General features: G+C 78.4%; 1 protein-coding gene. It reads left to right on the forward strand.

The annotated features are described in order from the left end of the window. Window positions 1–384: 2-dehydropantoate 2-reductase N-terminal domain-containing protein (locus tag SxD43FB_RS24395; protein WP_141249677.1), on the forward strand; the 384-nt coding region annotated here is incomplete at both ends.

Genomic DNA, 384 nt, shown 5'->3' on the forward strand with positions numbered 1-384 from the left:
CCTCGGGCGAGCGCACCGTGCGCCTCGCCGCCGCCACCTCCACCGAGGGCCAGGCGCCGGTGGACCTGGTGATCCTCGCCACCAAGGCGCGGGACGTGGCCACCGCCGCCCGCGCCATCCCGCCGCTGCTGGGGCCGGAGACCACGGTGCTGACCATCCAGAACGGCCTCGGCAGCAGCGCCGTGCTGGCCGGGGCGCTGGGGCAGGACCGGGTGGTGGCGGGCATCGCCGGGGGCTTCGGCGCCTCGCTGAAGGGGCCGGGCCACGCCCACCACAACGGCATGGAGGTGGTGCGCATCGGCGAGCTGGACGGGCCGGCGACGCCGCGCCTCGCGGCTATCGCCGCGATGTGGCGCGGCGCCGGCTTCCGCGCCGAGGCCTGCG

This window comes from Sphingobium sp. D43FB (genome assembly GCF_002312805.1).
Lineage (GTDB): Bacteria > Pseudomonadota > Alphaproteobacteria > Sphingomonadales > Sphingomonadaceae > Sphingobium.